The sequence below is a fragment of the Myxococcus sp. RHSTA-1-4 genome, from assembly GCF_020037125.1.
Classification (GTDB): Bacteria; Myxococcota; Myxococcia; order Myxococcales; family Myxococcaceae; genus Myxococcus.
This window is the reverse complement of record NZ_JAIQDG010000019.1, coordinates 95804-121061: the sequence shown is the minus strand read 5'-3', so window position 1 is coordinate 121061 and position 25258 is coordinate 95804. Positions and strand designations below refer to the sequence as shown.

The 25258-nt window shown below is 71.2% G+C and carries 22 protein-coding genes, 1 tRNA gene and 1 pseudogene; 15 read left to right on the top strand and 9 right to left on the bottom strand.

The annotated features are described in order from the left end of the window. Positions 1 to 17: 17 nt before the first annotated feature. The 3 genes from K8638_RS25250 to K8638_RS25240 are packed head-to-tail and all read right to left on the bottom strand — an operon-like array spanning position 18 to position 2858. Complete coding sequence (locus K8638_RS25250; RefSeq protein WP_223757171.1) at positions 18 to 737, bottom strand: double-CXXCG motif protein; 720 nt, start codon at positions 735 to 737, stop codon at positions 18 to 20. A gap of 6 nt (positions 738 to 743) precedes the next feature. After that, positions 744 to 1412, bottom strand: a complete 669-nt coding sequence (locus K8638_RS25245; protein WP_223757170.1) for a TIGR02269 family lipoprotein — start codon at positions 1410 to 1412, stop codon at positions 744 to 746. Between the two features lie 54 nt (positions 1413 to 1466). Then, a complete protein-coding gene (locus K8638_RS25240; RefSeq protein WP_223757169.1) occupies positions 1467 to 2858 on the bottom strand; it encodes an NAD(P)/FAD-dependent oxidoreductase in 1392 nt (463 codons plus the stop codon). Positions 2859 to 3499: 641 nt separating this feature from the next. Here K8638_RS25240 and K8638_RS25235 point away from each other — a divergent pair. From K8638_RS25235 to K8638_RS25210, 6 genes are all read left to right on the top strand, one after another. Further along, positions 3500 to 3937 carry a ribosome-binding factor A gene (locus tag K8638_RS25235; RefSeq protein ID WP_223757168.1) on the top strand — a complete coding sequence of 146 codons (438 nt, stop codon included), beginning with the start codon at positions 3500 to 3502 and terminating at the stop codon, positions 3935 to 3937. Then, the gene (locus K8638_RS25230) at positions 3934 to 5091 is read left to right on the top strand and encodes an RtcB family protein (RefSeq protein WP_223757167.1); all 1158 of its coding nucleotides are present in this window, start codon (positions 3934 to 3936) and stop codon (positions 5089 to 5091) included. The genes K8638_RS25235 and K8638_RS25230 overlap by 4 nt, the downstream gene beginning before the upstream one ends. Positions 5092 to 5372: 281 nt before the next feature. Next, positions 5373 to 5446 (top strand) — tRNA-Gln (locus tag K8638_RS25225). A gap of 63 nt (positions 5447 to 5509) precedes the next feature. Further along, complete coding sequence (locus K8638_RS25220) at positions 5510 to 6037, top strand: non-proteolytic archaemetzincin-like protein (protein WP_223757166.1); 528 nt, start codon at positions 5510 to 5512, stop codon at positions 6035 to 6037. A 100-nt stretch (positions 6038 to 6137) separates the two neighbouring features. Further along, complete coding sequence (locus tag K8638_RS25215; RefSeq protein ID WP_223757165.1) at positions 6138 to 7112, top strand: hypothetical protein; 975 nt, start codon at positions 6138 to 6140, stop codon at positions 7110 to 7112. 149 nt (positions 7113 to 7261) lie between these two features. Then, positions 7262 to 7732 carry an ankyrin repeat domain-containing protein gene (locus K8638_RS25210; RefSeq protein ID WP_223757164.1) on the top strand — a complete coding sequence of 157 codons (471 nt, stop codon included), beginning with the start codon at positions 7262 to 7264 and terminating at the stop codon, positions 7730 to 7732. Positions 7733 to 7843: 111 nt separating this feature from the next. On the opposite strand, the gene K8638_RS25205 is transcribed toward K8638_RS25210, so the two are convergent. Further along, entirely contained in the window at positions 7844 to 10051 is a 2208-nt protein-coding gene (locus K8638_RS25205) for a (Fe-S)-binding protein (RefSeq protein WP_223757163.1), read from the bottom strand. Positions 10052 to 10632: 581 nt separating this feature from the next. On the opposite strand from K8638_RS25205, the gene K8638_RS25200 reads away from it, so the two are divergent. The 6 genes from K8638_RS25200 (at position 10633) to K8638_RS25175 (ending at position 16374) form a co-directional block, all read left to right on the top strand. Further along, a complete protein-coding gene (locus K8638_RS25200; RefSeq protein ID WP_223757162.1) occupies positions 10633 to 10797 on the top strand; it encodes a hypothetical protein in 165 nt (54 codons plus the stop codon). A 303-nt stretch (positions 10798 to 11100) separates the two neighbouring features. After that, on the top strand, positions 11101 to 12351 hold the full coding sequence (locus K8638_RS25195) for a VWA domain-containing protein (RefSeq protein WP_223757161.1): 1251 nt from the start codon (positions 11101 to 11103) through the stop codon (positions 12349 to 12351). 190 nt (positions 12352 to 12541) lie between these two features. Then, the gene (locus K8638_RS25190) at positions 12542 to 14857 is read left to right on the top strand and encodes a protein-disulfide reductase DsbD (RefSeq protein WP_223757160.1); all 2316 of its coding nucleotides are present in this window, start codon (positions 12542 to 12544) and stop codon (positions 14855 to 14857) included. Between the two features lie 34 nt (positions 14858 to 14891). Continuing rightward, a complete protein-coding gene (locus tag K8638_RS25185) occupies positions 14892 to 15476 on the top strand; it encodes a thioredoxin family protein (RefSeq protein ID WP_223757159.1) in 585 nt (194 codons plus the stop codon). 82 nt (positions 15477 to 15558) lie between these two features. Beyond that, positions 15559 to 16032 (top strand): GNAT family N-acetyltransferase, encoded by a 474-nt coding sequence (locus K8638_RS25180; protein ID WP_223757158.1) that lies wholly within the window; start codon positions 15559 to 15561, stop codon positions 16030 to 16032. 102 nt (positions 16033 to 16134) lie between these two features. Further along, entirely contained in the window at positions 16135 to 16374 is a 240-nt protein-coding gene (locus K8638_RS25175; RefSeq protein WP_223757157.1) for a hypothetical protein, read from the top strand. 231 nt (positions 16375 to 16605) lie between these two features. Here K8638_RS25175 and K8638_RS25170 read toward each other — a convergent pair whose 3' ends face one another. Then, positions 16606 to 18090: a DHA2 family efflux MFS transporter permease subunit gene (locus K8638_RS25170; protein ID WP_223757156.1), complete on the bottom strand. Its 1485-nt coding sequence runs from the start codon at positions 18088 to 18090 to the stop codon at positions 16606 to 16608. 186 nt (positions 18091 to 18276) lie between these two features. Here K8638_RS25170 and K8638_RS25165 point away from each other — a divergent pair, with 186 nt between their 5' ends. Then, a complete protein-coding gene (locus tag K8638_RS25165; RefSeq protein WP_223757155.1) occupies positions 18277 to 18567 on the top strand; it encodes a UBP-type zinc finger domain-containing protein in 291 nt (96 codons plus the stop codon). Positions 18568 to 19404: 837 nt separating this feature from the next. Further along, positions 19405 to 20082: pseudogene (locus K8638_RS45295) on the top strand (hypothetical protein); the annotation flags it as partial. A gap of 29 nt (positions 20083 to 20111) precedes the next feature. Here K8638_RS45295 and K8638_RS25155 read toward each other — a convergent pair. The 4 genes from K8638_RS25155 to K8638_RS25140 form a co-directional block, all read right to left on the bottom strand. After that, positions 20112 to 20309, bottom strand: a complete 198-nt coding sequence (locus K8638_RS25155; protein ID WP_223757154.1) for a hypothetical protein — start codon at positions 20307 to 20309, stop codon at positions 20112 to 20114. A gap of 841 nt (positions 20310 to 21150) precedes the next feature. Beyond that, positions 21151 to 22065, bottom strand: coding sequence for a S1C family serine protease (locus K8638_RS25150; protein WP_223757153.1), 915 nt, complete (start codon positions 22063 to 22065; stop codon positions 21151 to 21153). A 16-nt stretch (positions 22066 to 22081) separates the two neighbouring features. Then, a complete protein-coding gene (locus K8638_RS25145; RefSeq protein WP_223757152.1) occupies positions 22082 to 22978 on the bottom strand; it encodes a S1C family serine protease in 897 nt (298 codons plus the stop codon). 74 nt (positions 22979 to 23052) lie between these two features. Then, a complete protein-coding gene (locus K8638_RS25140; protein WP_223757151.1) occupies positions 23053 to 24531 on the bottom strand; it encodes a tetratricopeptide repeat protein in 1479 nt (492 codons plus the stop codon). Between the two features lie 165 nt (positions 24532 to 24696). On the opposite strand from K8638_RS25140, the gene K8638_RS25135 reads away from it, so the two are divergent. Then, a complete protein-coding gene (locus tag K8638_RS25135; protein ID WP_223757150.1) occupies positions 24697 to 25233 on the top strand; it encodes a pyridoxamine 5'-phosphate oxidase family protein in 537 nt (178 codons plus the stop codon). Positions 25234 to 25258 lie beyond the last annotated feature (25 nt).

Genomic DNA, 25258 nt, shown 5'->3' with positions numbered 1-25258 from the left:
TGGATGTTCCGTGCCGCTCAGCGCGTGGGCAGCTCACGGAAAGTGATGCCGTCCAGCTCCAGGCGGCGCACGGCGTCCACCAAGCGCTCCGTGCCGATGACCATGGTGGCGAAGTTGCCCAAGCGGAACAGGTCCCGGTCCGTGGGCAGGGAGGCCGCGTCGAGGATGGGTTCGTCGGGTCGCGTGAGTCTGAACCGTCCACAGGTCGGGCACGGAGGGGGCACGTCCGGGGGAATACAGTCCGGATGCAGCCGGCCGCGCGGCTCAATCTGGAGCTCCAGAAACTCCGGCGGGTTCTTCTGGCGGAACCGCAGCGCAGTCGGGCCAGCCAGCAATCCTCGCACTCCCTCTGCCTGGAGCTGCTCCAGCGCATCGCGGCGCAGGAGCACCACTGAAATCAGCCATTCGAACGCGGCGAGCTTTCCGGAGGCACGGCCCACCAGTGGCCCGAAGCCCGTGCCGGGGGGCAGCGTTGCACCGGGGGGCGCGAGGGGACGCACCAGTTCGCGCAGGCGCGCAAATTCGGTGAAGGGCTCGGGCCTGGGCTTCTTGAATTCGTCGCGCTCTGGCAGTTGCGAGAGGTCAACGCACGGATAGCAGTGGCCCGTGCCGCTCCACGTTGTGTCGCAGGTGGGGCACCGCACACCCGGTAGTCCCCACCTATGCGACGCGTCGATGTACCCGCCGTACTGCGCTACGACCGCATCGTCCTCATCCAGCCAGAAGAATCGGCTCATCTGTCTTCATGCTCCCTGGCGGGAATAGTAGGGCTGAACGGGGCCGCCCATGAGCTGAAAGCGGTGGATGAGCTCTCCTGCATGCTTGTAGATCTCAGTCGGGCTGGCGTCTGGCTTCGCCTTCATGAAGTCTCTCCATGCCTTGTTCCATGCTCCTCCGCGACCGTTGCCATCGTGAATTCGTCTGTGGAGGTCGCGCGGAATGGGCAGGGTGTAGTGGTGGATCTTGACGCCCTGGCGCTCGAACCACTCCGCCAGCTCTCTCGCTTGGGGGAAGATGTGGTGCTTCTCCCAGCGCCCGGCCGTGAGCTGCAGTGAAGGGAGGATGGGCCGCTCTGGCGCGCCGTTCCAGTTGGGGAAGACCATGACGGCGCCCCGTGGAAGGTTCTGTGCTCCTCCCCAGTTCCTTCGGGGCCCACTGCCCGGCGCCGCGGCTGCCGCGGGAGGGCGCGCGGGTGGGAAGCGCGCCAGCTCGACTCCGCCGGGCACGTCCTCGCAGCGGTAGACGCCGCAGAGCGTCTCCCCGCACAGCACGGTGACGCACTGGTCCTCTCCCGGGTCGGAGCACTCTGCCTCCGCTTCTTCCCAACGATGCTGAGAAGAAGGCGTGGCGGTGGCGCAGCCCAACCAGTGCACGGCGAGCAACGAAAGCCAGAACGCGCGGAGGGTTCGCATATCCCGCGAACCCTGGCGTCCTGGTCAGCGGCCTTCGTGGAGAAGGTGGCGCGGCTACAGCCCGTACGTCTCCAGCAGCCGCAGCCACACCTCGCTCATGGTGGGGAAAGACGGCACCGCGTGCCAGAGCGTGTCGAGCGACACCTCGCCCGCGACGGCAATCGTCGCCGCGTGCAGCATCTCGCCCACCTCGGGCCCGGTGAAGGTGGCGCCGACGATGACCCGGCGCTTCTCGTCCACCACCAGCTTCGCGGTGCCCTTCAGCTCCCGGCCCAGCAGCCCGGTGCCGGACACGTTCTGCATCTCGTACCGCACCGTGCGCACCGGCAGCTTCGCCTCGCGTGCCCTCGCCTCGGTGAGCCCCACGCTCGCCACCTGTGGGTGGGTGAAGATGACCTGCGGCGTCGCCTTCGCGTCCGCCCACGCGTGCGCCTTCTTCCCCGCGATGATGTCCCCCACCAGCCGCGCCTGGTACTTGCCCATGTGCGTGAGCAGGTTGCGCCCATTCACGTCGCCGCACGCGTAGAGCCAGCCGCCCTCCACGCCCTTCGCGCGGAGCTGGTCGTCCACCGCCACGGGCTTCCCGCCTGACAGGCCCACCGTCTCCAGGCCGAGCCCCTCCGTACGCGCCTCGCGGCCCATGGCCACCAGCAGCGCGTCCGCGCGGACCTCCTCTCCGTTGGTGAGCGTCACCGTCACTTCGCCCTCGCCTCCAGCGCGTTGTACGCGAGCGGCCGTCGTGCCCAGCAGCACCCGCACGCCCGAGTCCCGGAGCGCCTGCGCCACCTGCTCACCCACGAAGGGCTCGAAGCGCGACAGCAGACTCTTCCCGCGCTGGGCCACCGTCACTTCCGAGCCCAGCGAGCGCCAGGCCTGCGCCAGCTCCACCGCCACGGCCCCGCCTCCCAGCACCATCAGCCGCTTCGGCACCTCCTTCGCGCCAGTGCCCTCGCGGTTGTCCCAGGGTTTCGCCTCCTTCAGTCCGGGGATGTCCGGCAGGCGGGGGCGGCTGCCGGTGGCCAGCACCACCGCGCGCCGGGCGTCCAGTTCACGCACCGTGCCGTCGCGGGCCTCCACGTGCACCTTGCGCGGGCCGGTGAGCCTGCCGTTGCCGCGCACCACCGTCAGCTTCGCGCTCTCGGCCCACTTCGCCTGGGAGTCGTCCCGGTAGTTGCCCACCATGAAGTCGCGATGCTCCAGCACCGCGCTCGCCACCAGCGGACCCTTGATGGCCTCGCGAGCGCCAGGCGCCATCCTCGCCAGCCACAGCGCCTCCGCCGGGCGCAGCAGCGCCTTGCTGGGGATGCAGGCCCAGTAGGAGCACTCTCCGCCGAGCAGCTCGTGCTCCACCAGCGCCACCGACAGCCCGGCCGCCGCGGCGCGTGCCCCCGCGTTCTCTCCCGTCGGCCCCGCGCCAATCACCACCACATCGAAGGCTTCCGCCATGTGCTCGCCCCCCGTGGACTGTTCCGTAGGCCGGGAGGGCAGGCGGGCCAATCCGACCTGGGGCTGCACGTCAGATGGTGGAAAGAGTGTCTGGTAGCCAGATGACATCTGCCCCGGCGTCACGGCTGATGCGACAGCGCGGTGGCCACGCGGGGCGGGTATCCGGTCATGGAGTGACGGGAGCGGCACGCCAGGGGCCGCCCGGCACTTCCGCGGGGTGCAAGGCGGGAAGGGCGTCCGGAGCGTGAGCCCGGCCGGGCGGACGTCACGTGTCAGGAACCCAGGGGCCCACGCGTCCGTGCCCGGGTTGACGTGGGCGGGGCGCGCAGGCGCCTTGCCCGTGAACGAACGATGGTCCGTGCCGGAATCGGGTGCGCGGCGGGAGGTGTGCCATGGGGACTGTATTGAACGGTGTCTCGGGTCGCTCCACGCCGTGCGCGCCTGACCGGGTGTGACCTCCTCCCTCGCTGAGCCTTGTCGCTGAGCTGGACGGAGCGGGTCTCCGCTTCCCGGGTGCCGCACGTGCGCGCGGAGCCGTAACCGCCGTGCAACCAGCCGGCGTGTGCCCCGTGTCTCCCGTGGCGTGAAGCCCGGGATGCACGCGGCCCACGCGCGGCCCGCTGGGAACCGTTCGTCCACTCATGTCTTCTTCCAGGAATCGCCGTCCCCGCGCGCCTCGCCGGCGCGACAGGGCCTCGCAGTCGTCGTTCCCGCTGTCTCCATCCGACAACCCGTCCGCGCGCCACCTGCGCGTGCAGTCCTCCCTCTTCCAGGAGGTGTCCCTGCTCTTCCGCTCCGAGCTGTCCGACCCGCGGCTCGAGGGCGTCTCGCTGTCCTCCTTCGAGCTGTCCCCGGATGGCCGGCTCGTCCGCATCGGCTACACCCTGACGCCGGAGTCCGCGGCGTCCGGCACCCGCGCCGTGCAGGAGGCGCTCGAACGCGCGAGCGGCTACCTGCGCTCACAGCTCGCGCTGCACCTCGACATGAAGCGGGTGCCACAGCTCCGCTTCATCTACATCGGCGTGGCGGAGCGGAGGCCAGAAGACCCCGGCGCCAACGGGGAAGGGGGTGAGCAATGATGCCCCGCATCCTCCCGGCGGAGCCCGGAGCCGTGCCCATCCTCGTCTGGGCCCGCGCGCTGCCACCGGGCGCGGAGAAGCAGCTCCGGCACATCGCCGCCCAGCCCTACACCGTCGAGCATGTGGCCGCGATGCCGGACGTCCACGTGTCCTCGGGCGTCGCCGTGGGCACCGTCTTCGCCACCGGGCACCACGTCGTGCCCGGAGCGCTGGGCGGTGACCTGGGCTGCGGCGTGAGCGCGTACCGTTTCCCCACTCCGGAGACGCCCCTCGGCCGCGACGTGCTGGAACCCCTGCTGGCGCGCCTGGCCCGGGAGGTGCCGGTAGGTGACGCAATCCATCGGGGCCGGGGCGTGCCACTTCCACCCGAGCTGGAGTCCCCGCCCCTGTCCACCCAGAAGCTGCGCCACGCGTGGGAGCGGCTGGCGCCGCGACACCTGGGCACCCTGGGCGGAGGCAACCACTTCCTCGAGCTGGACCGGGACGCGGAGGGAAACGTCTGGCTGCTGCTGCACACGGGCTCGCGCGGGGTGGGGGCCGCCATCGCCGACCACCACCTGCGCGTGGCCCGGGCGCTCGGGGAGGGCAGCCTGCCCGGACTGAGCACGCACGCGCCCGAGGGCATCGCCTGCCTCGCCGACACCGGGTGGGCCTGCCGCTTCGCCCGGGCCAACCGCGACGCCATCGCCGCGCGCGCGGTGGAGAGGGTGTCCGAGGCGCTCGGCGTGGCTCCGGATCCGGAGTCCACCGTGGACGTGCACCACAACCATGTCGCCGAGGAGGTGCACTTCGGCCGCGCGCTGCTCGTGCACCGCAAGGGCGCGGTGGGCCTGGAGGCAGGGCAGCGGGGGCTCATCCCCGGCTCCATGGGCACGGCGTCCTACGTGGTGGAGGGCCGGGGCGAGCCGCGCGCCTTCCGCTCCTGCTCACACGGGGCGGGGCGCGTCCTCACGCGGAGCGAGGCCCGTGCCCGCATCCGCCCGGCCGCGCTGGAGCACGCACTGCGCCGGGTGGTGTACGACCGGGGCCGGGCCTCGTCCCTGGTCGAGGAGGCCCCGGCCGCCTACCGGGACATCACCGAGGTACTGGAGGACGAGGCCGACCTCGTCACCCCCCTCCGGCGCCTCACCCCCATCGCCGTCCTCAAGGGCTGAGCGAGGGCGCCGCCCGGGGCACCCCACCGGCGCCGTGCCCGGGGCGGCACGGCGCCCTCCCACCGGGGCGCTCGGCTGCTGGCCGGGCGTTTTCACTCCAGGTTCAAGCGGAGAGCGACGCCGGGCCCGGGTTCTGGGGCTTCCCGGGCAGATCCACGCCCGGAAGCCCCGGCCGGAGCGGGTCCGATGGCGGACAGCGTTCGACTTCCATGTCAGGGTGGGTTCCCGAGCCCGTCCGGATGCCGTAGAATCGGACACCAGAAGCACACGTGCGAACCTGCTGGGGCGTCGTCTAATGGCAGGACATCAGACTTTGACTCTGATTATCAAGGTTCGAATCCTTGCGCCCCAGCCAATCCGCTCCGGGGGGACGCGGTAGCAAGCGCGTCCGTCCGCGTGCATGAAGGACGGTGGCCCGATGCCGCAGAAGACGCTCCTGCTGGTCTCCGTGGGTAGCCCACCGGCCTCCCTCCTGAGGGACTTGCAGGATCCGCTGGCGACGCACATGGGCGTCCAGGCGGTGGTGTCGAAGACGGCCCTTCCCTCTCCGGCCTACGCCTTCAACAAGGACCGGGGGCAGTACCACTGCAACGCCATCATGCGGCGGCTCACTCCGATGCTGGAGCCCGGGCAGACGGCCGTGATGGGCATCACCGACGTGGACCTCTTCGTCCCCGACTCGCCCTTCGTCTTCGGCGAGGCGGACCGTGAGTCCCACACGGCGGTGGTGAGCCTCTTCCGCCTGCGCCAGGGCGCGGACGGCGACCACCTGCGGCGCCGCATCCAGTCGGAGGTGGTGCACCAGGCCGGGCACCTGCTCGGGCTGTCCTACTGCGAGGACCCCCGGTGCGTCATGTTCTTCGCCCAGACGCCCCAGGACTGCGACCGCAAGCAGCTTTCGCTGTGCAATATGTGCCGCAACGAGCTGCAGAAGCTCAACCGCTGACCCGCCGCGGACATTGAATCTCCCGCGACGCGTTGACGTCCGACCCGGCGCGCCCTGTAGTACGGGGCACTCGAACAGGCCGGAAAGCGGAGCGACAGCGATGAAGGGCATGCGGCGGTTCCTCGGCGGAGTGCTGGCGGTGGGCTTGCTGGGGGCGTGTGAGCCCCTGGATGACGGCGGTGGCGGCACCATCGGTGACGTCCTCTTCACCCGGGGCTTCGCCTTCGTGCGCGAGGACGACCGCAACGTCTTCGTGGTGGACGACGAGGGGGACCCCAACAGCCCGCAGCGGCTGACGACGGTGGGCGGCGTGTACTGGCCTTCCGTGTCGCGCGACGCGCGCAGCGTGGTCTTCGTCCAGCGCACCGGGACCACCACCTCCTTGCAGACGGTGCCCACCACGGGTGGGCCCGCGGCCACGCTGTTCACCTCGGGAGACGCGGCGTGCCCGCGCGGCTGCACCAACTTCCGCACGCCGACCTTCAGCCCCGACGGCCGCAGCGTCGTCTTCGTCTACTCGACGGCCAACAGCTCCGTCACCTCGCTGGGGCGGGTGAACACGGACGGCAGCGGCTTCCAGGAGCTCACGCCCAACACGACCATCTCCTACGGCGCGCCGTCCTTCCTCCCCAACGGGAGCGCGGTGCTCGCGCCCGCGGGCAGCGGCCTGCGGCAGCTCGACCGGATTGCGCGCGTGCCGCTCGACGGGTCGACCATCATCTACAGCTCGCTGGGCAACGAGGTGCTGGCGGTGGAGAACCGTGTGGCGGTGTCCCCGAGCGGCTCGCAGGTGGCCTTCGACGGGCGCCTGTCCTCCGGCAGCGTCCGCATCTACGTGGCGGGCCTCACCGCCGGCAACGTGGCCGTGGGGCGGCGGGTGACGGACCTCACGGACGCGCGCGTGCAGGAGACATGGCCGAGCTGGACGCGCTCCAATCAGCTCGGCTTCCTCCTCGCGGACGCGAGCGGCGGCGACCCGGGCATCTACCGCGCCAGTGTCGACACCGGTGGCGCGACGAGCTCGGTGTCGCTCTCGGTGCCCAGCGCCGCGGAGCCTTCCTACGGGCCGATGTAGGCCGTGAGGCGGCGCGGGCCCGTGCGCCGCATGTGCGTCAGGGCCCGCGCGGAGCGAGGCTCGCCTGGCTGGCCGCGCTGCCTCCGGTGGAGGGGGGCCGCTGGCGTCCGGGCTCGCGAGGCGCGATGCTGCCCCGGCGGAGGTGGGTGATGTCCCTGTTCGATGCAGTGCTCGCGGGTGACCGCGAGGCCGTGAAGTCCAAGCTCGCCGCCGGGGCGGACCCCAACCCGTTCGACGCGGAGGGGCGCACGCCGCTGATGGCCGCCGCCCGCGCGGGCCGGGCCGACATCGTGCGCCTGCTGCTGGAGGCGGGTGCGGACCCCGAGCTGACGGACAGCCTCGGCGAGCCCGCGCTCATCATGGCCGCCGCCCACGGGCACGCCGAGGTCTGCAAGCTGCTGCTCCCCCACGCCAGGGACGACGAGCGCGACCTGGCGCGCACGCTGCTGTCCGGCGTGGGCATCACCGACCTGCGCACCGAGCCCGACGTGCCGCCGCCGGACGACCTGCGCCGCAAGCTCGCCTCCGCGGGCGCGTACGTGGCCGGCAAGCTGGGTGATGACGGGCCCACGAGGCGGCTGGAGCGGGCCCTCCGCTCGGAGAAGCCCCACAAGCGCTGAGCCCGTCCTCCGGAATGACAAAGGCCCGGGGCTTCGCGGTGGAAGCCTCCGGGCCTTCGTCTCACGGTGACGGGCGGGCTTTCATGAGCCCGGCCCCGCCACCGGCCTGGCTCACTCCGGCTTGGCGCTCACCGACACGCCGGGCGTCACGGTGCCCGCGCCGGTGCGGGTCTCCACCATCGCGTCGGCCACCAGCTCGGTGATGTCCCTGACCTTGATGTTCTCCTCGCGGCCGGTGTCGTTGACCGCGTCCTTGAGCATCGTCGAGCAGAACGGGCACGCCACCGCCACCACGCCGGTGCCGCCCTTGTCCTTGTAGTCGCCCACCATGCCCGGCTTCTTCTTGTCCGTGGCATCGGGGTACGGCGTGGACGGGTCCTCGGCGTGCTTCAGCGTCAGCGCCGCCTCGTTCAGGCGGTTGTGGTTGATGCGCGTGCCGATGTGCTCCTCCATCCACATGCGCCCGCCACCCGCGCCGCAGCAGAAGCCCTCGCGCTTGCTGCGCTGCATCTCCACCACCTCCAGCCCGGGGATGGCGTTGAGCACCTCGCGCGGCGCGTCGTACACGCCGTTGTGCCGGCCCAGGTAGCAGGGGTCGTGGTACGTGAGCTTCGTGTTCATCACCTGGGAGAGCTTGATGCGCTTCTCCTTCAGCAGCTCGTTGATGAGCTGCGTGTGGTTGATGACGCGGTACTCACCGCCGAACTCCGGGTACTCGTTCTTGATGGTGTTGAAGCAGTGCGGGCACTGGGTGATGACCGCCTTCACGCCCATCGAGTTCCACGTCTCGACGTTCGTCCTGGCCATCGACTGGAAGAGGTACTCGTTGCCCATGCGGCGCGCGGAGTCGCCGTTGCACATCTCCTGCTTGGACAGCGTGGCGAAGGACACGCCCGCCTCGCGCATGATTTTCACCAGCGCGCGGCTGACCTTCTTCTGCTTGTCGTCGTAGCTGCCCGCGCAGCCCACGAAGAAGAGGTACTCGTACGGGCCGCCGCCGTCGCCCCACGTCGGCAGCGCCAGGTCCTCGGCCCACTCGTCGCGCCGGTCCTGGCCCAGGCCCCAGGGGTTGCCCTGGCGCTCGATGCCCTCGAACACGCGCTGGATTTCCGGCGGGAACTCCGCCTTCACCTGCACCTGGTAGCGGCGCATGTCGATGAGGCGCGGCACGTTCTCGATGAACACCGGGCAGGCCTGCTCGCACCAGCCGCAGCTCGTGCACGCCCACACCGTCTCCGCCTTCAGCGCCGTGCCGACGATTTCGGGCAGCGGCTCCTTCGTCCTGCCGGGGCCGAAGCCCTCCTCCACCCACTGCTCGTGGTCCCAGATCCAGTGCTTCAGGTCCTGGTTGACGCCCTTGTGCGTGAGCGGCTTGCCGGTGATGTACGTGGGGCAGTGCGTCTGGCAGCGGCCGCACTCGGTGCAGGAGTACAGGTCCAGGCCCTGCTTCCAGGTGAGGTCCTTCACCGTGGCGGCGCCGAACTCCTCCTTCTCCAGGTTCGGCGTGGGCAGCTTGCCGGTGGAGTGGGTGCGCTGGAAGAAGACGTTGGGCAGGCCGGTGATGATGTGGAAGTGCTTCCCCACGGGGAGGAAGTTCAGGAACGTCAGGATGATGCCGAGGTGAATCCAGAAGCCGGCCGCGCCCACCATGTGAGCGGCCGACTCACCGAGCGGCATCATCGCCAGGCCCACCGCGCTGGTGACGGGCTCCCACCAGACGAGCGCCGACGCGGCCTGCGGCACCTGCGTGGCACCCATCTTCGCCGCCGCGGCGTTCGCGGCCACCATGTGGCTGCCGCCGAAGAGGAACTCGGTAATCATCAGGCCGGAGATGAAGCCCAGGATGAGGTAGGCCTCCCAGGAGACCGTCATGCGGTCCGGCTTCACCTTCCAGCGCGTCCAGACGAAGTAGGCGCAGCCCAGCAGGGCGAGCGCGGCCACCACGTCCTTGGCCAGCAGGTAGACCTTGTAGAGGCCGAGCAGCGCCGCCTGGTCCGCCCAGAAGGGGGCGCCCAGGTCGGTCAGCACCTCCAGCGCCGTGGACGAGAAGCCCATGGCGAAGAGCATGAGGGTCCGCAGCGCCAGCACCATGAAGGCGGCGTAGATGAAGACGTGCATCAGGCCCGGGGTGAACTCCTCCGGATCCACCATGCGCTTCTGGCCGAGGCCGAAGAGCACGAGCCGCTTGATGCGCTCGGGGATGTGGTCGAGCCGGTTCTCCTTCTTCATCGCGAGGAGCACGCCGATACGACCGGACATGGTCATCACGAAGATGGGGATGGCGACGGCGAGCAATAGGCCGGTGATGATGGGACTCATGGGACTCTGGGGACCTCTGGGGGCGCGCGGCGACGAAGGCCCGGTTGCCGCGGCGCGGCAAATCTCGAGTTCTGGTCAACCCTAACAGGGGTGATTCGCGAATCAAGCGCTGTGCGGCGGCGCGTGTCCGGCACTGAAGCACGAAGTGGAGGTCCGCTGGAGGGGGACCGACCTGCGCACGCATTTACTGATGTGAACCCCTTCCAGGCACGGGCTTGAAAATGAGGGGTCCGTCAATCGTGTAGAGCTTCCGCCGGTGAAGGGGCGGCCCTACCCTGTACGATTGTCGCCGCCATTGTCCGACGGGTGACGGTTTCAAGTGTCCGTATTTACAGGGCTGATTGGCTCTGGGCAGGCGGGCGGGCATACGGCGGGGGAGGCGCCCGAAACTTTGATGCCCCAAGGGCTTTACAACGCGAAGCGACATGGCCAGAATCTTCGGTAAATCGGTCAACGCTTGAGTGGTCGGGCACCACATGGGGTGGGCCCGAGTCGACCGAAAGAGGGGCGCCCACGGGGAGGCGAGCCATCAACAGGCCGTCCACCTTCGCCAGACGGAGCGCGCACCAGAGGAGCCGAGCATGGTTCAGCACGATGACACCACGTACATGGACGATGAGGGCCTCCCCTATGTGGACCGGGGGGATGACAACGAGTCGGATGGCGTGAGCCAGGCGGAAGGTTCCGTGAGCACCCGTTGGGGCTACGGCGAGGAAGCGTGGGGCGGTTGGCACGCGGCCGAGTGAAGGCGGGGCCCCCGCGGCCCATGGATGCGCGGGGGCATTCCAGACGTACGTCGTGCGGCGAGTAGGACCGAGCGTATGAAGCCCGAGCGGTGGCTCCCTTCAAGGTGAGCACCCGGGCGCGAACGCCAGACCCGGGCCCCTTGCCGGAAAGCCCGACTCCCGACATCCTCTGACGCTGAAGCCTTCCCGTGGGAGCCCCCGCTCCCGGGCGTTGTGGCCCATGAGACTTCTGGCGGCGAGGGGCGTCATCCCTCGCAGAGAGATTCGCGGCACAATGCCTCGTGAGCGCACGGGGGAGTTCGGATGAATCAGACGGCCTGGGCAGTGGAGCGCGACGCCGAGCACGGCCGTGAGGTGCTCCTCCTCGTCACCCTGGAGGCGGACGCCGACGCGCCCCGCACTCCCGTGGCCATCAACCTCGCCCTGGACCGCAGCGCGTCCATGCGCGGCGTGCCCCTGCTGGCCGCCATCCAGGCCGCCCAGGCCCTCGTGGAGCGCGCCAGCCCCCGGGACTACCTGGGCCTGCTCACCTTCGACGCAGAGCCCGAGCAGGTGCTCCCCATGCGCGCCATGGAGCCTGGCGCCAAGGCCCAGCTCCTCAAGGTGCTGTCACGCCTGGAGGCCGGCGAGGGCACCGCTCTGCACGAGGCCGTCGAGCGCGCCTCGGAGGCCGCCCGCCGCGTCCTCGTCCCCGGCGCCCGGCCCCAGGTGCTGATGCTCACCGACGGCGAGCCCTCGGTGGGCCCGTCCCAGCTCCCGGACTTCAAGAGGCTCGGCGCCCGCGTGGCCGAGTCCGGCGTCATGCTGCACGCGCTGGGCCTCGGCCGGCACTACCTGCCCGACATCCTCGAGGCCCTCACCAGTCCGTCCGGCACCGGCTTCGTCCACGTGGACGACCCCGAGGGGCTGCCCATGGCCGTGGGCCAGCTCGGCGCGGAGCTGTTCGGCGAGGTGGTGTCCGACGCGCGCGTCCACGTGCTGCCCTCGGGCTTCGCCGACCTGCGCTGCCGCCACCGCTACCCCGCGCGCGTGGAGGGTGACGCCATGAGCGCGTCGCTCGGCGCCGTGTCCCAGGCCTTCCCCCGCCGCGTCCTCTTCTCCGGCCTGCTGGGCTCGGCCGAGTGGAACCTGGGCGTGTCCGCCTCGTACACGGAGAATGGTGACACACGCCGCATCACCGTGCCGGTGACGCGCATCCTCCCCGACAGCGACCAGGGCCGCTACGTGCGCGCCGTGTCCGCGGAGCTGGAGCTGGTGGCCGCCGAGGCCGCGGCATGGAAGGCCCTGGGCCGCCGTCACCAGGAGTCGGCCGAGCGGGCGCTGGAGTCCGCCGACATGGCGCTCTACAGGCTCGCCCGGCTCGGCGCGCCCGAGGTGCCTCCGCAGCGCCACGTGGAGCGGCTGGCCGACCTGCGCCGCCTCATGGAGCGCCGCGCCAACCAGCAGCACCCCGCGCTGCTGATGCGCCGCGCCCACTCCGAGGTTTCCCGTATCACCATGAGCCGCGTGGGCCCCGCCGCCCCCGCGCTGGTGCCCTGGAAGACCGAGGACTAGCGCCGCCCGCCCGTCTGCCCTCCTCGCCCCAGCAGCCCGGCTTCCCGTAACCTCCTGGACTTCCGTGACGTAGGGAAGACAGCAGCCGGCCCGGCGGCGGGGAATGCCCGCCCGCCTGGAGGGTTGATGGGTGTCGGAGACCCCCGTCCGTCGCTGGCGGGCCGGCCCGGGGTGGGTTAACGGGAGGCGCATGAAGCGTCAGCAGCGGAAGAGGCTCGGAGCGGTGGGCGGTGTCGGCGTGTTCCTGCTGGCCGCGGTGGCGTGGGCGGAGCTGCCCTCGACCGCGGTGGGCTCGAGCGCGCCCGATGAGGGCGACCCTCGCGTGGAGGCGGCGCTGCTCGTGGACGCCACCCAGGTGAAGCCGGGCGACCCGTTCCGCGTGGGCGTCCGCTTCCGGATGGACCCGGGCTGGCACATCTACTGGAAGAACCCCGGCGACTCCGGCCTGGAGACGGAAATCGCCTGGGACACGCCGGGCTCCACCGTGGGGCCGCTGCAGTGGCCCTTCCCGCACACCTTCCGCACGCCGGACGGCTTCATCGTCACCCACGGTTATGACGGCGAGGTGCTCCTCTTCGCCCAGGCGCGCGCCGCGGAGAACGCCACCGGCGCGCTGCAGCTCTCCGCCGCGGTGGAGGCGCTGGTGTGCGAGGTGCACTGCATCCCCGCCGAGCTGATGCTCACCCGGAATGTGCCGCTGGGCCCCGAGACGGTGCTGGACGCGGACGCCGCGAGCGCCTTCGACGCGTCCCACGCGAAGGTGCCCCGCCCGGTGGCGGACACCGGCCACACGGTGAAGCTCGCGCTGGACACGCAGCAGCTCACCGCGGGCCAGGAGTTCACCGGCACCCTCACCGTGACGGGCCCCGGCGGCGCGCCGCTGCCCGCGCTGGAGGATGACTTCTTCACCGCCGAGCGCATCTCCGGTGTGGAGCGGGTGACGCTCGCCTCGGCGGGCCCGGGCCGCTTCACGCTGAAGGGCACGGCGGAGCCGGACGTGCCGGGGGCCGCGCCGCGCCTCACCGGCGTGCTGCGCCTGGGCACGAAGGCCTCGGGCTACCAGCCCCTGGCGGTGGACGTGCCGCTGGCGCCCATGGTGGCCGCCGCCGGGGCCGGGAAGCCCGTGGCGGCGAAGATGCCGTCGGTGAAGGACAGCATCGCGGCGGTGAAGCCGGTGGCCGCGGCGGTGCCCCCGTCCGCCGTCCCCGCGGAGTCGCCCGTGGGCCTGGGCCTGGCGCTGCTGTTCGCGTTCCTCGGGGGCGCGCTGCTCAACCTGATGCCGTGCGTGTTCCCCGTGCTGGCGCTGAAGGCGTACGGCTTCACGCGCATGGTGCAGCAGGAGCACGGCCGCGTGGGCGCGCACGCCGCGGCGTACGCGGGCGGCATCATCGGCAGCCTGCTCCTGCTGGCGGGCGCGGTGCTCGCGGTGCGCGCGGGCGGGGCCAGCGTGGGCTGGGGCTTCCAGTTCCAGGAGCCGCTCTTCGTCGCGGCGGTGAGCGCGGTGCTGGTGGCCTTCGCGCTCAACCTCTTCGGTGTCTTCAACGTGGGCCTGGACGGCACCACGCTGGCGGGCAAGGTGGACCAGAGCCACGGGCTGCTGCACAGCGCGGGCGAGGGTGTGCTCGCGGTGGTGCTGGCCACGCCCTGCTCGGCGCCGATGCTGGGCACGGCGGTGGGCTTCGCCTTCGCGGCGGGCCCCGTCACGGTGCTGGCCATCTTCGTCGCGCTGGGCCTGGGCCTGGCGCTGCCCTTCTGCGTGCTGGTGCTGGTGCCGGGGCTGGCGAAGAAGCTGCCGAAGCCGGGCGCGTGGATGGAGCGCTTCAAGCAGGTGCTGGGCTTCGCGCTGCTGGGCACCACGGTGTGGCTGGTGTGGGTGATGGGCGGGCTGGCCGGCGTGGACGGCATGGCGCGGCTTCTGGCCTTCCTCGTCGCGGTGGGGCTGGGCGCGTGGCTGTATGGCCAGTCCCAGGCGCAGGACGGCGGGCGCCGGCTGGGCACCGCGGCGGTGGCGGTGCTGGTGCTGGTGGCCACGGGCGGGGTGGCGCTGCGCTTCGACGAGGCGGCGGCCCCCACGGCGCGGGCGTCCACGGTGGCGCAGGCGCAGCCGTGGGACGCGGCGGCGGTGGACGCGGCGCTGGCGGCCGGTCAGCCGGTGTTCATCGACTTCACGGCGGACTGGTGCCTCACCTGCAAGTTCAACGAGCGCACCGTGCTGGCTCGCGAGGAGGTGCGGGCCGCCTTCGCCGAGAACCACGTCGCCTTCTTCGTGGCGGACTGGACGCGCCGCGACGCGCGCATCACCGCCAAGCTGGCCGAGCATGGCCGCGCGGGCGTGCCCATGTACCTGGTGCTGAGCCCCGGCGCCCCGGAGAAGCCGGAGGTGCTGCCCGAGTTGCTCACCGCGGAAACGGTGGTGAACGCGGTGAAGCGCGCGGCGGAGTGCTCGCCCGCGCGACGCAAGGACGGCTCGAGCATCCTCTGTGCCGCCGGACCCATGCGGCCTTGAGCCGCGGATGCAGTCGAACCCCAGGAGGAATGCCATGAAGCAGGTCTTCACCGCCCTCGCGCTCGGCACGCTGTTCGTGGGCGCCCCCGCCCTCGCCGACGCCGAGGTGGGCAAGCCCGCGCCGGCCTTCACGCTGAAGGACGAGACGGGCAAGGAGCACTCGCTGGCGCAGTACAAGGGCAAGGTGGTGGTCCTCGAGTGGACCAACCCCGAGTGCCCCTTCGTGAAGCGGCACTACGAGGCCGACACGATGGCCACCACCCTCAAGGGCTTCGACGCGAAGAAGGTGGTGTGGCTGGCGGTGGACTCCACGGCGCACAACACGCCGGAGAAGTCCGCGGCCTGGAAGAAGGCGGAAGGCTTCACCTACCCGGTGCTGCAGGACGCGCCCGGCACGGTGGGCAAGGCCTACGGCGCCAAGACGACGCCGCACATGTACGTCATCGACGAGCAGGGCGTGGTGCGCTACGCGGGCGCCATCGACGACGACCCGCGCGGGAAGAACGACAAGAAGGTCAACCACGTGAAGACGGCGGTGGACGCGCTGCTCACCGGCAAGCCGGTGCCGGCCGCCACCACCACGCCGTACGGCTGCTCGGTGAAGTACAAGAGCAGTTAGTCCCGCGCGGAGCGTGGGATGATGTTCCGGGGCCCTCGTCCAGCAACTGGACGGGGGCCTCCTGCTTTCTCGAGGAGGGACGATGGGTACGTGGAGCATCCACAAGGCGGGCGTGGACGATGTCGACGACGTCATCCGGTTGCGGCGGGAGCTGATGCGTCAGTTCGGCGGGCTGACCGAGGCGAACGCGGCGCAGTGGGAGGAGTCCGCGCGGCGGCACCTGCTGACGGCGTTGCCGGAAGGACGGTTCCATGTGTGGCTCGCCTACGCGCGGGGCGAGGCGGTGGCGTGCAGCGGCCTGGTTCCCTTCGAGCGACCTCCGGCGGCGAACCACCTGAGCGGCCTGGAGGGCTACGTCCTCAACATGTACACGGCGCCCGCCTGGCGGGGACAGGGGCTCGCACGGGCGCTGCTCGCGGAGTTGATGGCCTTCGCTCGCGAGGCGGGCATGGGGAAGCTGTGGCTGCATGCCTCGGAAGACGGCCGGCCGCTCTACGAGAAGGTGGGCTTCGCGCCAGAGCCCTCCGCCCTGGAGTGGAAGGTGGACCGGGCCTGACTCCGGTCCGCCTCCCGGCGCAGGGGGCGGGCAGTGGAGCGCCGGCCGGTGCCTTGTCCGATACACGACGCGTTCGGACCTTTGCCCCCAGGAAGAAGGACGATGGCCGAGAACAAGGGCAAGCCGGGGAAGAGCGACGAGCGGACGGACACGAAGAGCGCCGAGGAGCTCCGGCGCGAGGCCCGGCACCAGGAGGGGGGCGAGCGCCGTGACGTGACGGACGAGGACACGGGCGAGGACCGCATCCATCAGAAGGGGATTGGCGGCTATGGCGCCCAGGAGGGCACCGAGCCCGCGCGGAAGTCGCCCCCGCTGAGTGACAAGGACGAGCGCCACCGCTGAATGGATGGGCCGGAGCGCGCGGGACGTCGCGCGACGCGGAAGTCCTCCGGACATCCGAGCGGCGTCTCTCCCTCGCCCGCCGGAGGTCCCATGTCCCCGCTGTCCCGCGCCGCGCGCTCCTGCCTCGTCCTGGGGTTGCTCTTCCTCGCGATGCCCCTGGTGGCTGGCGGGCAGGAGGAGGTGTCACCGGTTGTCGTGGCCGTGAGGCCGGGGCCTGAAGCCGGTCGACACCTATGCGCCCTGCTCCCGAGGCCGTGAGAGCATCCGGACCGTCCCGCGTCGTGAGCCCTTCGGCGGGGGGGCTTGCCGGGCGCGTCCGGCCTCGCGCGGAATGGTGAGCAGCGAGCACAGGGCACCCACGGCGCACAGCCCCGCGGACACCCAGAGCGCGCGGCGCGTGCCGGCGAGGAAGTCCGCGCCGGAGTCTCCGGCCAGTCCGCCCAGCAGCGGCAGGAGCGCCACCGCCAGCAGGCCCGCGATGCGGGCCACGGCGTTGTTCACGCCCGAGGCGATGCCCGCGTAAGGGTCCTCCACCGCGCCGAGCACCACGGCGGTCAGCGGACCCACGGTGAGGGCCAGTCCCAGTCCAAGCACGGTGACGCCGGGCAGCACGGTGCCCACGTAGTCTCCGTCCCGCTGCAGGCGCGTGAGGAGCGCCAGCCCGACACCCGCCAGCAGCGGCCCCGCCGTCATCAGTGGACGCGCGCCGATGCGCCCCGCGAGCCGGCCCACGGCGGGGGACAGCAGGAGCAGCAACAGGGTGATGGGCAGGAGCGCGGCCCCGGCTCCGAGCGCGGAGTATCCAAGCTGCTGCTGAAGCGCGAGCACCACGAGGAAGGTGGCGCCGCCGAGCGCGAAGTACACGACGAGCGTCGTGAGGTTGGCGCCGGAGAAGATGGGGGAGCGGAAGAGCGTGAGCGGCAGCATGGGATGGCGCTCGCGGGCCTCCAGGAAGACGAAGGCGGCCAGAAGCGCGGCGCCTCCGGTGACCGCGAGGATGGCGGGAGCATTCCAGCCATGCGCGGGGCCCTCGATGAGCGCGTAGATGACGCCGCCCAGCCCGAGCGCGGCCGTCACCGCGCCCGCGAGGTCGAGCCCGCGCGTGTCCCCCTTCGGAGCCGAGGCCGGCACGTGGCGCAAGGCAACCCACACGGCGAGCGCGCCCACCGGCACGTTGAGGAAGAAGACGATGCGCCACGAGACGGCATCCACCAGCCATCCGCCGAGCAGCGGACCCACGGCGGTGGTGACGCCGGACAGTCCGGCCCAGGTGGACACGGCGCGCTGGCGGTCCGCCTCGGGGAACGAGGTCCGCAGCAGCGCGAGGCTCGCGGGCACCAGCAACGCGGCGCCCATTCCCTGCGCGGCGCGGAAGAGGGCGAGCGTCCAGGCACTCGGCGCCAGGCCGCACAGCACGGAGGTGAAGGCGAAGGCCACCAGTCCCAGGAGGAAGACGCGGCGCTGTCCCCAGGCGTCGCCCAGCGCGCCTCCCGTCAGCACCAGCGAGCCAAGCGTGAGGAGGTACGCGTCCACTGCCCACTGAAGGCCGGACAGGCCTGTTTCCAGCTCGCGGCCGATGGCGGGCAGGGCCACGTTGACGGCGGTGCCGTCGAGGAAGGCCATGCCGCTGCCGAGGATGCTGGCGAGCAGCACTCCCCGGCCTCGCGGACTGGCATAGGCCACGGAGGCGGCGGGAGCACTGACGGTGGTGGCCATATGGCTCAAGCGTGGGCCCTGCCCCAGCGCAGCGCCAGGGTCGGCATGGCCGGGGGCGGACGCGACAACTTCTCCCGCGCCACCGTGGCGGCACGGGCCCGGCTGCTCGTGCCCTCTCACCTACTGAAGCGCGCTCCCGTCATGCCTACGGTGTGGAGGAGGCACTTGCCTTCGTGGAGGTGGACCATGGCCGAGGCGTGCGACCACGTGGAGCAGGCAGGGAACCCCGAGCCCAGGACGGACGGCTGCGAGGAGTGCCTCGCCATGGGGGATGAGTGGGTGCACCTGCGGCGCTGCCTGACGTGCGGCCACGTGGGGTGCTGCGACTCGTCGCGGAACAAGCACGCGACGAAGCACTTCCGGCACACGCACCATCCCGTCGTCCAGTCCTTCGAGCCGGGCGAGGACTGGGTGTGGTGCTACGAGGACGAGCTCTTCCTGGAGGGGCGGCCCCACCACGACGAGGCGCGGGTGTAGCCGTCCTCTTCGCGCTCCGGGGCGGTCCGCTCAGCGCAGGGACCTGTTGACTTCGAAGGTGTGCACGAGGACGGTCATGCTTCGAGCCGCCGCAGTGCACGAAGTGGCTGAGGTGGCTACATGGGCCCAGCAGCCCCAGGCAGGTGAAGCCCGCGGCGGCGGCGAGGCGGGCCTTGGTGGCTTCCAGGATGGACTGGCTCAGCGGGCGGCCGTGAGGAGCGGGGGCAGATCAGTCCGGCCAACCGCGAGGAGCAGGTACACGGACGGATGGCGCATCGAGGGTGCGCGCATCTCGGACCCCGAGCTCCCTCGGTTCCTGCGCCGAGAGCGAAGGTCCTCTCATCATCGAGCACCGGTTCTACAGGGCCGCTCTCCCCACCGATTCGTCTGCGACGACGCCGGAGTTCTGGAGGCGTGCGTACCTTCAGCAGAGGACACAGCCCGGAGACGCGTTCTTTGTGTGGTCCTGCAGTCGTGTGTCCAGGACGGCAACATCCTGAGCCGAGGGACGGTTCCTGACGCGCAAGGGCGGACTCCGCTCGGTGGCTCGTACTGATTCAAGACGCGGATGCGCCCTGTCGCGGAGCCGCCTCGGCCACACGGTCGCAGCAACGGCAACTCGGGCAGGTTCGAATGCCCGGAGATTGAGGAGCCGCGAAGCCCCGGCTCCTGTCCCCGGGCCGCCCATGCCCGGAATGGAGCTTCCGTTCCGCGTGGCCCACCAGGACTTCTCCGCTCATCGGCCCTGCCTCCCCCCGTCGGCATGTTCAGCCCCCGAGTCGCCCAGTTCTGGAATGGAGCTTCGGTTCCGCGCCGTCCGCCAGGCACTCACCTCTCATGGACCCAGCCTCCCCGCCGTGCCAGCTCCCGGGCTGCCATGCGTGGAATGGAGCCTCGGTTCCCCGCCGCCCGCCAGGCACTCACCTCTCATGGACCCAGCCTCCCCGCCGTGCCAGCTCCCGGGCTGCCATGCATGGAATGGAGCCTCGGTTCCGCGCCGCCCGCCGGGCACTCACCTCGCATGGACCCAGCCTCCACGCCGTGCCAGCTCCCGGGCTGCCATGCATGGAATGGAGCCTCGGTTCCGCGCCGCCCGCCGGGCATTCACCTCTCATGGACCCGGCCTCTCCGCTACGCCAGCCCCGGGCCGCCATGCGCGGAATGGAACTTCCATTCCACCGGGCCTGCCAGTCGATCACCCCTCATGGGCCCCGCCTCTCCGCTGTGTCAGCTCCTCCGGGCCGCCACGCGCGGAATGGAGCTTCCGTTCCGCATGACCCGCCAGGTCCTTCACCGGTGGCGGGCCCCAGCCTCCCCGCCATGTCAGACCCCTGGAGTAGACAGAATGCCGCGGGAGGAACGCTCTTTTCAGCGGAGCGTCGTCTCAGGGGCGGGAGGGGAATGGGGATGTGGACGGCGGAGCAGCTGTACCTCATGAGCATGCGGGACTCGGCGGCGGTGATGGCACTGCGGGGCTACGGCAACGTACGGGCCGAGGAGATGGCGAGGGCCGCGAACCTGTCGGTGGGCAGCTTCTACCGGCGCTACGGAAGCAAGGGCGCCTTCGCCCACCGGGTGCGCCAGTGGGCCGACAGCGAGCTGTGCCGCATCGCGCGCATCGTCTTCGAGATGGAGCCGAGCTCGTCGGAGGACGGCGGCTTCCGCGAGGACTTCGAGGACTTCTGGCAGCAGCTGGCCTGGTTCGCGACGCGGAGGCCGGAGTGCTTCCACTTCGCCTTCATGCACTGGCACGAGGACTCGCTCGAGCCGCAGGCCTTCGGGAGCGAGGCGCGGGCGCTGGTGCGCGAGGTCCTGGCGCGGGGGGAGCACGAGGGGGCGCTGGCGCCGGGCAGCGTCCGGGTGGGTGAGGGGCTCATCTGGGGAGCGCTTGCGGAGCTGGTTCGCGCGCTGGCCCGAAGAGAAGAGGCGTCGCTGGTCGTAGAGGACGTCAACGCCGCGGGCCGGGCCCTCTGGAAGGCGCTGGCGGCGGAGGAGGACTCGCCTTCCCGAGGCACGGGCACGCCTCCTCCGGGGGCAGCGAGGACTGGAGACTCCGGGCTCGAAGACGCCAGCACGTCCGAGCCTGGAGCGGCGCACATCGAGGCCGAGAGCACTGGCGGCCCCTCGTTGGCCACCGGAGCTGCATCGCCCGAAGTGCCCGTGTCCAACGGGGTGGTGTCGGGCCATGCCCCCCGAGAAGAGAGCGCGGTCTCAACGCACGCCGCGCCCCCATGCGCTTCCTGGCAACGCGAGCGCCTGGCTGTGCCACCTGTCAGTCGCGCCGCCTGGCCTCCGAGAGGCAGGTGCCCGGGGCCTCAATGGAGGGATGCGAGGGGCGAGCGCCCTGGCTCTCGGGCGGCTGCGCACGCGGGTGGGTGTTCCTCATGGCACATGCAACGCCAAGGCCTTCATCGAGGGCCGCCCCGTTCGCGCCTCCTGCGATTCACAGCCATGGCTCAGGCGCCGCCGGGCGGCATCTTGTCTCGGGCGAGTCCCTGCTGCCTCAGGAATGAGGATTCGCCGCGGGGCATCCCGCGCGTGACGGTGGCCCCATGGATGGGCGGGAGCCACCGTCACACCTGCTCACGCGGCCACGGGCTCGGCGCGGGGGCGGGTGCGCGCGGAGAGCTTCTTGCGCCCGCCTCCCTTGCGCAGCACGTCCAGCGTGACTTCCTCGTCCGCGGCCAGGGCCATGAGGCGCTGGAGGTCATCGACGCTGCCCACCGTCTTGCGGTTGATGGCGAGCAGCAGGTCATCCACCTGGAGCCCGGCGTCATGCGCCGGTGTTCCGTCCTGCACCTTGAGCACCTTCACCGCGCGCGGCTGGCCGGTGTCCTGGGCCAGCCGAGTGTCGAGGTTCACCGCCATGGCGGCGATGCCGAGGAAACGGCGCTCCACCTTGCCTCGCTGGATGAGCAGTCCGGCCACCCAGGCCGCCGTGCTGGCGCCCACCGCGAAGCCGATGCCCTGCGCGAATGGCAGCACCAGCGTGTTGAGCCCCACCACCTCTCCGCGCGTGTTGATGAGTGGCCCACCCGAGTTGCCCGGGTTGATGGCGGCATCCGTCTGGAGCATGCCCTCCAGGACGACGCCGTTGGGCAGGGTGATGCTGCGGTTGATGGCGCTCACCACGCCCATGGACACGGACTGCTCCAGCCGGAACGGGTTGCCAATGGCCATCACGAGCTGGCCCACGCGTACCGCCTTCGGCTCGGCCAGGGGGAGGGTGGGGAAGTCCGTGCCCTCGGCGCGGACCACCGCGAGGTCCGTGGGGGCATCACCGCCCACCACTTCGCCTCGGAGTTCCTCGCCGTTGGAGAGTTGGACGGTGACTCGGCGGCTGCGTGTCACCACATGGCGGTTGGTGAGGACGTAGCCGTCTGGTGTGAGGAAGAGGCCGGTGCCATGGCCCCGCGAGTGCTCCACGCCTACGACGGCGGGCGCGGCGCGCTCCACGAGGGATTCGAGGTCATCCGAGAGCTGTTGCAGGAGTTTCATCGCGTCCTCCCTTCCTTCACGAGCGCTTGCCGACGGTGATGGGCACCTCGCGCACCTCACCGGCGCGAAGCACACGGGCCTGGACGGTGGTGCCCACCTTCTCGTCCCCCAGGTAGCCGAGCAGGTCCTCCACGCGGTGCAGCGGCTGGCCGCCCAGGCTCACCAGTACGTCCCCGAGCAACAGCCCCGCCTTCTGCGCGGGGCCGTCCGGGTCCACGGAGAGGAAGATGAGCCCCGCCTCGCTGCCGGCGCGGTCCACCAGGTGCTGGGGCACGCGCACCGGGTAGGCGCCCACGCCGAGATAGCCCCTGCGGACACCGCCGTGCTCCTTGAGCGTGGCCGTCACCCGGGTGAGAGTGTCGCCGGGGATGACGACGGCGGCGGTGCGGGAGAAGGCGGCGGTGAGCATGCCGACGAGGCGGCCCTGCGTGTCCACCAGCGCGCCGCCGGAGAAGCCGGGCGGCAGGTCGGCGTCCGTCTCCAGGTAGCGGTCCACGCGGCCACCGGCGTGGGTGCGCCAGCCCTCGCCGTGGGTGCTCACCATGCCGAGCGTGGCGCGAGCGGTGCGCCCCGGGCGGGCGACGGTGACGACGAGGTGGCCCACCTTCACGTCATCGAGCGGCGCGGGCGGGAGCGGTGTGAGGCCGGACACGTCGGCCTTGAGGAGGGCGAGGTCCGTGCTCGGGTCCCTGCCGATGAGCTCGGCGGAGACGGAGCGGCCGTCGGAGAGGCCGACCTGGATGTGGCCCTCGTGCTCGACGGCGTGGCTGGTGGTGACGATGTGGCCCTCGGCGCTCCAGACGATGCCCGTGGCGCCGCGACGGCGGCGGGCCTCGACGCGGACGATGGAGGGGGCGGTGCGCTCGACGACGGAAGCGAGGGACTGGGAGAGCGACTGGAGGTCGGTGGACATGGCGGGTTCCTTTCGAGGCTGAAGGTAAAGGCCTCGAAAAGGCGCCACATCGGCGGACCGGGCAGGACGCGGACCTACCCGTTTGGCCAGGTCGCCTCTCCGTTTGGAGGAGGCTCTCGGTGCGTTCCAGCCACCAGGCCCCGGCGGAGCTGCTCGAGCTGGAAGTCCGCCAGGTCGTACGTGGGATGGTGGAAGGCGTGGGTGCCGATGGCGGCCTCGAAGTGCCGCCGCGCCTCCCGCGTATCCTCGCGGCCCTCGTGCCCTGGCAGGCGCCCCGACAGTGCCGCCTCGCCCAGGTAGTAGTGCGCCTGGATGCGGCGGATGCGCTCCGTGTGCGAGTCCGCGTCCTTCGTCGCCGCCCACAGCGCCTGCTCGTCCAGCTCGCCCACGAGGTATCGCGCCACCGGCAGCGGCCAGTCTCCCGCGGCGTGCGATGCGATGAAGGCCTTCAGCTCCGTCACCCGCGCCGCCCCTGGGGAGCACAGGGAGTGCACCAGCCGAACCATGGCGTCATCCGCGTTCTTCTCCACGAGCAGGTTCAACACCCGCTGCGTCAGCTCCAGGCCGCTGTCCGTCCGCACCACCGCCGCCACGTACATGCGCGTGGCCGCCGTGTTCTTCCCCTCATCCGCCAGCGGCCGCAGCAACGCCGCCGCCGGGCTCGTGTCTCCCATCGCCAGGTGCGCTCGGGCGAGCACCAGCCGGGATTCCACGTCCCCGGGCATCCGCTTCACGAGGGGCTCGAGCACCTCCACCGCCTCTCGCGGCCTGCCTTGCAGGAGGAAGCCTCTCGCGAGGCCCACGCTGTAGAAGGCCTCCTTCGCATCGCTACCCGGCGTCGCGGCATGGTTCGCCCGCCACGCGGTTACCTCCGCCAGCGCGCCACGGTAGCCCTTCTCGGCCAGCGCCCCATCGCGCGTCAGCCGGCCCAACATGCCCCAGCGCCGCTCGATGATGTCCCGGTTCAGCCCCACCCAGTCCCGCGGGTGCTTCGACACCAGCGCCTCCAGCATCGCGCGCACATTCCCAGGCTGGTAGCGCATCATCATCGGCAGCAGGGACTCCTGCATCAGTGCCTGCCCGATGCGCAGGGCGTCCAGCTCCAGCAGTTCGCGGCCCTTCGGGTCCGCCAGCGTGTACTCCATGGGCCAGAAGCCCGAGGGCGCGCCCACCGTCGACTCGAAGCTGCTCAGCTTCACGGTGAGCTTCCCACCCTCCAGCGCCACGTCACCCCAGACGAGCGCGTTCACCTTCGCCTCCTCGGTGCGTGCCCGCGCTTCCTCCGGCGTGGCCGGCGATGCCACGGTGGGGTGCACCACGCTCATGGGGGCTTCACGGATGAGCCCGGTGAGCGCGGCGAGGATGCGCGCTTGCTGGGCGCGGGCCTCCTCGGCGGCCTCGGGTGTCGTGGGATGCAGGGGGAGCAGACCCACGACATAGCGGGGCTCGCCGCGCGGGGTGGTTTCGGCGACCGGCGCCGTGGCGGACGCAGGGTGCGCGGTACAGGCCAGGGCCAGGCTGGCCAGGGCGATGAGACAGGCACGGAGGCTCATGCGTGCGGGCTGAGCAAGAGCCGGGCCGGCATACCGGCCAGCCTGACGGGCGATTCGCTCGCCTCCCGCCTGGAGGCTCACATGACGCCAGGACATTCCTAGCTTGTCCCGAGGTCGTCCCACCTTCGCGAAAGTCCATCCCGAATCCGAACGAGAGGTGAGCCCATGCAACAGACTCCCGAGAACATGACCCAGCCCGCCCAGGGCGTCGCCCTGGGGGACCGCCAGGAGTTCGAGTCCCTGCTCAAGGGCTACGACGTGGCGCTCCTCACCACGCGCGGCGCGGACGGGCACTTCCACACGCGGCCCATGGCCCTGTCGAAGAAGCGCAGGACCGGCTCCGAAATCTGGTTCGCCACCTGGGCGGACACGCAGAAGGTGCAGGACCTGGAAACGGACCCGCATTGCTCGCTCGCCTTCCATGCGAGCGAGAACAGCTCCACGTATCTCTCCGTGTCGGGCGTGGTGGAAATCGTCCGGGACCGGAGGGTCATCCACGACTTGTGGGAGGCGAACTGGAAGCCATGGTTCCCCAAGGGGCCCGACGAGGGGGACATCGCCCTGCTGCGCTTCATCCCGGAGCATGCCGAGTACGTCCACCCCGCGGGCGGCAAGCTCAAGGTGCTCTTCAGCACCGCCAAGGCCCTGGTGACGAAGCAGCGCCCCGACGCCGGGCAGAAGAAGGAGCTGGACCTGCACTGACGCCCGGCGCGCCCTCCTGGCCCGA